The 7607-nt window shown below is 34.1% G+C and carries 12 protein-coding genes and 1 riboswitch; of the genes, 6 read left to right on the top strand and 6 right to left on the bottom strand.

What is annotated here, in order from left to right:
• Positions 1-58: 58 nt before the first annotated feature.
• Positions 59-919 (top strand): GNAT family N-acetyltransferase, encoded by an 861-nt coding sequence (locus tag JFU20_RS07120; protein ID WP_002011920.1) that lies wholly within the window; start codon positions 59-61, stop codon positions 917-919.
• Between the two features lie 42 nt (positions 920-961).
• Here the strand turns inward: JFU20_RS07120 and JFU20_RS07115 are convergent, their stop codons facing one another.
• Positions 962-1522 (bottom strand): cysteine hydrolase family protein, encoded by a 561-nt coding sequence (locus tag JFU20_RS07115; protein WP_002011914.1) that lies wholly within the window; start codon positions 1520-1522, stop codon positions 962-964.
• Between the two features lie 182 nt (positions 1523-1704).
• Here JFU20_RS07115 and JFU20_RS07110 point away from each other — a divergent pair, with 182 nt between their 5' ends.
• On the top strand, positions 1705-1965 hold the full coding sequence (locus tag JFU20_RS07110; protein ID WP_001195213.1) for a DUF6123 family protein: 261 nt from the start codon (positions 1705-1707) through the stop codon (positions 1963-1965).
• A 2-nt stretch (positions 1966-1967) separates the two neighbouring features.
• On the opposite strand, the gene JFU20_RS07105 is transcribed toward JFU20_RS07110, so the two are convergent.
• From JFU20_RS07105 to JFU20_RS07095, 3 genes are all read right to left on the bottom strand, one after another.
• On the bottom strand, positions 1968-2873 hold the full coding sequence (locus JFU20_RS07105; protein WP_002135344.1) for a DMT family transporter: 906 nt from the start codon (positions 2871-2873) through the stop codon (positions 1968-1970).
• 13 nt (positions 2874-2886) lie between these two features.
• The gene (locus JFU20_RS07100; protein ID WP_002011911.1) at positions 2887-3273 is read right to left on the bottom strand and encodes a reverse transcriptase-like protein; all 387 of its coding nucleotides are present in this window, start codon (positions 3271-3273) and stop codon (positions 2887-2889) included.
• 70 nt (positions 3274-3343) lie between these two features.
• Positions 3344-4216, bottom strand: coding sequence for an aldose 1-epimerase family protein (locus tag JFU20_RS07095; protein ID WP_201038499.1), 873 nt, complete (start codon positions 4214-4216; stop codon positions 3344-3346).
• Between the two features lie 131 nt (positions 4217-4347).
• Positions 4348-4392: riboswitch (PreQ1 riboswitch) on the top strand.
• A gap of 6 nt (positions 4393-4398) precedes the next feature.
• On the opposite strand from JFU20_RS07095, the gene JFU20_RS07090 reads away from it, so the two are divergent.
• The 3 genes from JFU20_RS07090 (at position 4399) to JFU20_RS07080 (ending at position 5884) form a co-directional block, all read left to right on the top strand.
• The gene (locus tag JFU20_RS07090; RefSeq protein ID WP_201038498.1) at positions 4399-4887 is read left to right on the top strand and encodes a QueT transporter family protein; all 489 of its coding nucleotides are present in this window, start codon (positions 4399-4401) and stop codon (positions 4885-4887) included.
• A gap of 148 nt (positions 4888-5035) precedes the next feature.
• Positions 5036-5695, top strand: a complete 660-nt coding sequence (locus tag JFU20_RS07085) for a ribonuclease H family protein (RefSeq protein ID WP_002011908.1) — start codon at positions 5036-5038, stop codon at positions 5693-5695.
• A gap of 12 nt (positions 5696-5707) precedes the next feature.
• Positions 5708-5884: a zinc-finger domain-containing protein gene (locus JFU20_RS07080; RefSeq protein WP_002011906.1), complete on the top strand. Its 177-nt coding sequence runs from the start codon at positions 5708-5710 to the stop codon at positions 5882-5884.
• 33 nt (positions 5885-5917) lie between these two features.
• On the opposite strand, the gene JFU20_RS07075 is transcribed toward JFU20_RS07080, so the two are convergent.
• Entirely contained in the window at positions 5918-6166 is a 249-nt protein-coding gene (locus tag JFU20_RS07075; protein WP_002011905.1) for a DUF2564 family protein, read from the bottom strand.
• A 119-nt stretch (positions 6167-6285) separates the two neighbouring features.
• Positions 6286-6483, bottom strand: coding sequence for a cold shock-like protein CspB (cspB, locus tag JFU20_RS07070; RefSeq protein WP_002011904.1), 198 nt, complete (start codon positions 6481-6483; stop codon positions 6286-6288).
• A gap of 260 nt (positions 6484-6743) precedes the next feature.
• Between cspB and JFU20_RS07065 the strand changes: the two genes are divergently transcribed.
• A complete protein-coding gene (locus tag JFU20_RS07065) occupies positions 6744-7472 on the top strand; it encodes a YqcI/YcgG family protein (RefSeq protein WP_002135349.1) in 729 nt (242 codons plus the stop codon).
• Positions 7473-7607: the final 135 nt, after the last annotated feature.

Genomic DNA, 7607 nt, shown 5'->3' with positions numbered 1-7607 from the left:
AACATGTACAAGTTGATTCATGCAGAATGGTTCAAACGTCTAAAGAAGGAGATGGGGAATGATTGAAGTGGAGATTAGGGTGGAGCGTCTTAGGAAAGGAAAAATAGAGGATATTGTAGCATTATCTTCTCATATTGGCTGGGATTACAACAGAGAGGAAATTGAGATGATTTTGAATACGGGTATAGTATATGGTGTAGTAAATGAGAGAGAAGAGCTTATTGCTAGCGCAGCAATTATACTATACGGGGAGACATTAGCCTCAATTGGAATGGTAATTGTACATCCAGATTATAAAGGAAGAGGGATTGGAAAGATAATAACGGATTTATGTGTTAAAAGCGTATTAACTCAAACCCCCATTATGCTTATTGCCACGGATGAGGGGAAAATTTTATATGAAAAACTAGGATTCAGGGCTGTTAGTTATGTTTCTAAATACATATGTAACTCGTATAATGCGAATTACCATTGTGTAGAAAATGAAGAGTATATTGTGAATTATGAAGAACGTGATTTAGAAGAAATAATACAAATAGATAAAGATGCATTTGGAACAAATAGAGAAGAGTTTTTAAAGTATCGAATTATTCAAAGTGAACAATGTATTGTTACAAAGGATGCACAACAAAATGTATTAGGATACGGTATAAGTATACAAACGCCAGAAAATAAAATAATAGGACCAGTTGTTGCTAAAAATGATAAGATGGCAATGAGAATGGTACATTATTTAGTAAGAGAACATAATGGTAAATTGAGAATTGATGTACCAGAAGGAAAGAAAGATTTCATGAAAGAATTAGAGATTACTGGTTTTCAAAAGGTTAATACCCCACCAATTATGATAAAAAATAGTGATCAATTTTTGAAAAGAAATGGAGAACTATACAGTATTGCAGCGCAAATTTTTGGATAAAAAAGAATCCTTTTGTGAAAAGGATTCTTTTTTATAGCCAAATTAATCGCGATATTGATCATGAATAGGTTGAAAAAGGTCTTCCTCGATATCTCTCACCATAGAAAAATGATCAACATTATAATGACCGTGTAGAGTTTTATTATGATGACCAATAATTTGCTCTGCAGACAATACGTCAGAATCAGTTGTGGAATGACCATTTTTAATTAATGTAACGTCAAATCCTTGTACAGTAGCTGTTCTAACTGCGGTGTCAATACAATGTTCTGTTTTACATCCACCTATAACAATATGATTAATTTTTTCTTCTTTTAAAAGTTCAAGTAAAGAAGTGCCATAGAATGAGTTTGTTGCTGCTTTATTAATAAGGATTGCAGACTGAGGTACTTTAATTTGATTATGTACTTCAAATCCTACACCACTACCAGAAGCAACATCGATATCTCTTACGAAAACAATAAGGGCATTTGAATCTATTGCTTTCTGTACGGCTGTATTTAGTGTAGATAATAGCTCGGTTTTACGAAAAACTTCATTTTCTTGTTCATTTCCATCAATTAATTCTTGCTGAGCATCGATAATTAATAGTGCTTGTTTCATTCGATATCCCCTTTAATATAAAATAAATGCCACTTTACATATTCTTTTATATTGTAAGGAACTCCTCTTTTTTCTAAGAAGTAGACGATAGATTTACAAAGTTGTCAAATAAATTTCATTCTCATAGAGTATAAAAACATGTATGATAAGAAGTGGAGAATTTTTGAGTAGGTGGGAATATCATGCAAACAGTAGAAGATTATCTTTCATTCTTACATACGAAAGGATTTAAATTATCAGAGGAAGCACAAGGATTTATTATGTTCGGACAAGGATATACTGGTGCATCTGATGGGATTGTGAACGTAGCAATAGAAGCGACGATTAAACATCAATTACAGTTTGATGGCAGTTATTTTGTTGCGTTATTAGAACGCTTGAAAGAAGAAGAAATTACAGATAAAAAAAGCGCTAAGGCTTTTATGCGGAAGTTACAAGCGTAACTTCACGCAGCCCGCGCTTCTTTTTTCGTTTTGGAAGGTAGTTCAACAAAAACCATACCTAGGAAAATACATAGACATCCAATAATAGCAGAAATAGAAAGCTGTTCATTTGCTACTAGAACACCTGTTAATGCTGCAAAAACAGGCTCCATTGCGAAGATTATTGCTACTCTCGTTGGAGAAGTATGTTTTTGTGCCGATGTTTGAATGAAAAAGGCAATTGATGTCGCAAATAGGGAAGTTAGAAATAGAGCGAATAAAAAGGATTGATTCGTCCATAGTGAAACTGAAAATAATTTTTCCCAATCTTCAAACAAAAAAGCGCAAATAGAAGAAAATATACCGACAGCTAATACTTGAGAGGTGCTTAGTAATAAAGGTGATATTTTCTTAGAAAAGAAACCGTTAACAAGAATATGGGCAGCAAAAGCAACTGCACAACCGAGAACGAGTATATCTCCAATGTTTAATTGAAAAGAATCACCAGCCGTTAATAAGTATAAACCTGCTGTTGCTACAGCAATACCAAGTACGATGAAAATTGTAGCACGCTGTTTTAAAAAGATAAAAGATAGGATTGGAACCATAACGATGCTAAGTCCAGTTAAGAAACCAGCTTTTGAAGAGGTTGTATAAAGTAAGCCGAATGTTTGTAATAAATAGCCAACACATAAAAAGAATCCAACAATCAATCCAGCGAGACTACTCTGTTTTATATCTTGTTTTGAAGTTTTTTGTGAGAAAATCATTTGAACGAATAATAAAATAATTCCAGCGAATAAAAAGCGAATCCCATTAAAAGTAAATGGACCAACGAAAGACATAGCATTTTGGACGACAACAAACGTAGCTCCCCAAATAAAAGATACAAATAATAAAGCAAGAGGAGCAATCCAATCTTTTTTCACACTCAGACCCCCGTTAATTTTGTAAGATAGCTTTTCTAGCTAATTCATCAGCAACTTTATTTTGACTACTTGGAATCCACTTAATAAAAAAGAGATCGAAACTTTTTATGTACTGTAGTGCTTCCTCTAATAGTGGTGCAAATATTTTATTTTTTGCGTATTCTTTTTCGACAGCTCGCTCGACAAGCTGCGAATCGGTACGAAAAGAGACAATGTTATAATTATGCTCCGTGCAATATTTTAATGCCGCAAGTAAAGCGTGGTATTCTGCTTCATGATTGGACATTGTCCCAAGGGGCAATGATAACTGTACAGCTGGTTGCACCCCTTTAATAAACACTCCTGCACCAGAAGGACCAGGATTTCCTTTTGATGCACCATCAATATATACTTCAATCAAAATGAGAAACCTCCAAATTATAAGATGATCCCCTACTTATATGTTTCTTTGAAGTAGGGGATAGAGTAACTTAGCCGATTGTAATACTATAACGACATGTAAATGTTTCATTCGTTTGTAAAGATTGAATTCCTTTTTTTTCCTTGAAATCTTTTGCCGGATTTACTTCATCAGCAATCCCGTACCAAGGTTCAATACATAAGAAAGGTGCGTTCTCGCCTGGTGTCCATACACCGACAAATGGGAATCCGTCAAATTCTACTTTTACAAATTTATTATGTTTATGAGAACGAATAGAGATTTCATCCGTATTCATATTTTTAAAAATAAGTGCATCATTTTTGAATAAATCGTATGTAAGTGGTAATTCATTCGTATTTTCAGCGATTAATTGCTTTTTACTTGAAAGATAAGGTCCTTCTAATACGCTTGTTTCTAAGCGTTCAGAACCATTAAATGATAAATGATAATCTGTAAATGATTCGCCCTCTAATAAGGGGAAGTTGAAACCAGGATGTGCTCCGATTGAGAAGAACATCTCTTTTGAAGTAGGGTTATTTACTTCATATGTTACATGAACGATTTGTCCATCTAACTCATAAGAAACGAGTAATTCGAATTCGTATGGGTATTTTTTTAATGTTTCTTCATTACTAGTAACAATATAAGTAATCTTCGTTTCACTTTGTTCTTTTACAGAGAATGTAAGATCACGAGCAAAGCCATGTTGTGTTAAAGAATATGGTTTACCATCTACGTAGTATGTATTATCTACTAATCGGCCGACAATTGGGAATAAAATTGGTGCGCGGCGCCCCCAATAAGTAGAATCGCCTTGCCATAAGTATTCAGTGTTATCTTCTTTTAAGCGAACGCTTTGTAATTCTGCACCTTTGTCAGAAATGGAAACGATCACTTTTTCATTTTGAATTGTTGCTGTCATGAAGTGAAACCTCCTAAATCTTTCATATGTTTTATTATACGTTGTCCAAAAGAAAAAAGGTAGTAAATGATAGGAATCTATTGACGAAAGAGTGCCTATTGCGTAAAATATAATCTTGTTGCTTAAAAACGAATAACGTGGTTCGAAACCATCCCACGTAAAAAAACTAAGGAGATTTTGTCATGAATATAAGGACATTAGTCGGTAATGGTATTTTAGCGGCATTATATATTGCTGTTTCTATGCTTATTCAGCCATTTGGCTTTACCAGTGTACAGTTTCGTATTTCAGAGATGTTTAATCATCTCGTTGTATTCAATAAGAAAGCAATTTACGGGATTATATTAGGTGTATTTTTAACGAATCTCTTTTTCTCACCTATGATCGCTTATGATTTAGTATTTGGAGTAGGGCAATCAATTCTTGCATTACTTGCAACTATTATTTCTATGCGCTTCATTAAAGGTGTTTGGGCTCGTATGATTTTTAATACAGTTATTTTTACAGTCACAATGTTTATGATTGCAATTGAACTGCATCTTGCGTTTGATCTGCCATTTTTATTGACATGGCTAACTTGTGCAGTTGGTGAATTTGTTGTAATGGCAATTGGTATGCCTGTAATGTACTGGATTAATAAGCGAGTGCAATTTGAAAGATTTATGCAATAGATGAAAGAGCTATTCCTATAGGGATAGCTCTTTTTGTATGTAATCACATTGAATATAATGCTGTGACTCTTGATACAATATAATAAAATAAAGTGAGGCTTTCATTAGCTGGCTACATATAAGAAGTCTTATAAAAGGGGAATCTAGTATGAAATATAAAATTCATTGGTTGTATAAAACGAAGCGCGGTTTGCAGACGGAATTAACGACAGATTATATGAACATAGAAGATGTACTGCAATTTGCAGAGGATTTTGAGAAAACAGGAAGAGTGAAAGAACTATCATTTTATGATGAAATGGATGCAGAATGGTCATTAAAGGAAATGAAAAAGCTGAGTAAGCAAGTGGAGGAAGATCCGCAAGAAATTCAAGTTTATTTTGATGGTGGTTATGATGTACAGACGAAAGAAGCTGGGGTTGGTATATGTGTATACTATAAAAAAGGAAATACAAATTACCGAATTCGTCGCAATGCATACATAGAAGGCATATATGATAATAACGAAGCGGAGTATGCAGCATTATTATACGGGATGAATACACTCGAGGAATTAGGAATTAAATATGAAGCAGTTACACTTCGTGGAGATTCTCAAGTTGTACTGCAGCAATTAGCTGGTGAATGGCCTTGCTATGATGAACATTTAAATCATTACTTAGACCAAATTGAACAAAAAGCGAAGCAAATGAAATTAAAGCTTGTTTGTGAACCGATATCTAGAAAACAAAATAAAGAGGCACATCAATTAGCAGCGCAAGCATTAGAAGGGACGACAATTGATAGTCATAAAGAAATAACCGAATAGAGAGGTGCACACGTGAAGAAGAAGCAACTCATTACAGAGGTAAATGACTTATTAGAAACGTATTGCGGAGGGTGTTTCTTGCAGGAACATAATCGAAAAAATCATAGTAAATACTATGCCCATTCTTTTTGTATACGGCAATGTACGGTTGGAGAGAAGTTGAAAAAGTATGGGGAGCAATTGTCATAAAAAAACATCCAGAGAATTTTCTCTGGATGTTTTTTAGTGCTTCGCTTCGTGTAATTGATGCTCGCATTTACTTAATTTTTTTTCTTCATTCATTAGAAATGGCTCATCTAAATCCGTTGCAACGGATTTCATGATTTCAAGCTGAGAACGAGCCGATTCTACTGCAGTAGTGGCATGCTCTAATGTGTCTGGATCCATTGAAATTGTTGCAGAACCTACCATTTTTTGTGCAGTTTCTACACGGAATTTTACTTCTTCAAAATCATTTACATGTGACCCCATTGTTATTGCCTCCTTTGTATTTTGCGCATTTCACATAGTTTTTGCTCTGGAAAACGGAAATATACAAAGGAATAACAAAGGAGGTTACCAAGTAAGGTAACCTCCTGTCATATGTGGGATTAAAGTTTTGCTACGTTAGCAGCTTGAGGTCCACGGTTTCCTTCAGTAATGTCGAAAGATACTTCTTGACCTTCCTCTAAAGCTTTGTAGCCGTCGCTTTGAATAGCAGAGAAATGTACGAATACATCTTCAGAGCCTTCCATTTCGATAAATCCAAAACCTTTTTCATTGTTAAACCATTTTACTTTTCCTTGCATGTCACAATTCCTCCTAAAAACGATTCCTTTTTTCATTTAGTGAAATTCATCAAAAAATAATATAAATAAAAAATGCTATATTCTCGAATATTCTGCCAAATGATTAATTTAAATATACATGAATTGGTAGAATTTAGTCAAGTAAGCGTTTTTAAAATTTTGTATTTTGAATTAATTTTTTCTCGAATTTTTAAAAAGGTATAGGACAAGCCGAGTATGTAATATTCTTAAGTGAATGCTGTACATAATGAGGTGAAAGAATGGATGAGTCTTATTTATTAGATAATGAAGGGATGAAAAATAGAGTCGACATACCGAATTGGGTTGCAAAAGAATTTCATGATTTTTCGAATGTCGTGCTAGAACCAACTTTTCCGTGTTATTTCGGTTTAACAGCTTTGAAGAAGAATGAACTTCGTTATTCATTTCTCTCTCATAATGATTGGGGGCATTTACCCAATACAATGTTATCTTTTTTGGAGTTAATGAAAGAACGGCCAATTGTAAGAAGAGGATTTTTTCTTTTTGTAGAGCCGGAATGTGAAGAGAAATCAATCGAATATTATCGAGATTATTTTTGGAAAGTACTACAATATTTACATGAAAACGATGATCAAACATGGCCGAAGCAAATTCCTGAAGATCCAGATCATTATTTATGGGAATTTTCATTTGGTGGTGAACCGATATTTGCATTTGGGAATGCGCCGGCTTATAAACAGCGAAAGACTAGGCATTTAGGAAATTCTCTCGTTATTGGATTCCAGCCACGAACTATTTTCGAGGGCTTAGAAGGAGATCGTCCTAAAGGCTCATATTCGAGACAAATGGTTCGTGAGCGAGTTGAAAAGTGGGATCAGCTGCCAAAGCATCCTAACATTAGTCACTATGGCGATCCTGACCATCGTGAATGGAAACAATATTTTATTGGAGATGATATAGAACCGATTAAAGGTAAATGTCCTTTTCATCATAGGATACAGAAATAAGAGCCATCAACTGATGGCTCTTTTGTATATTTTGGATAAAAAAGGGTATTGTATTAGTGAATAATTTTTATGAAAGCTAGTCTATTTTCTATATTTGCATCATTACTTAATAGTAAAAGAAGTAGAAAGGATAGA

This window comes from Bacillus sp. TH30, from assembly GCF_016650875.1.
GTDB classification, from domain to species: Bacteria; Bacillota; Bacilli; order Bacillales; family Bacillaceae_G; genus Bacillus_A; species Bacillus_A mycoides.
The sequence above is the reverse complement of the archived record's forward strand: the minus strand, read 5'-3'. Positions and strand labels throughout refer to the sequence as shown.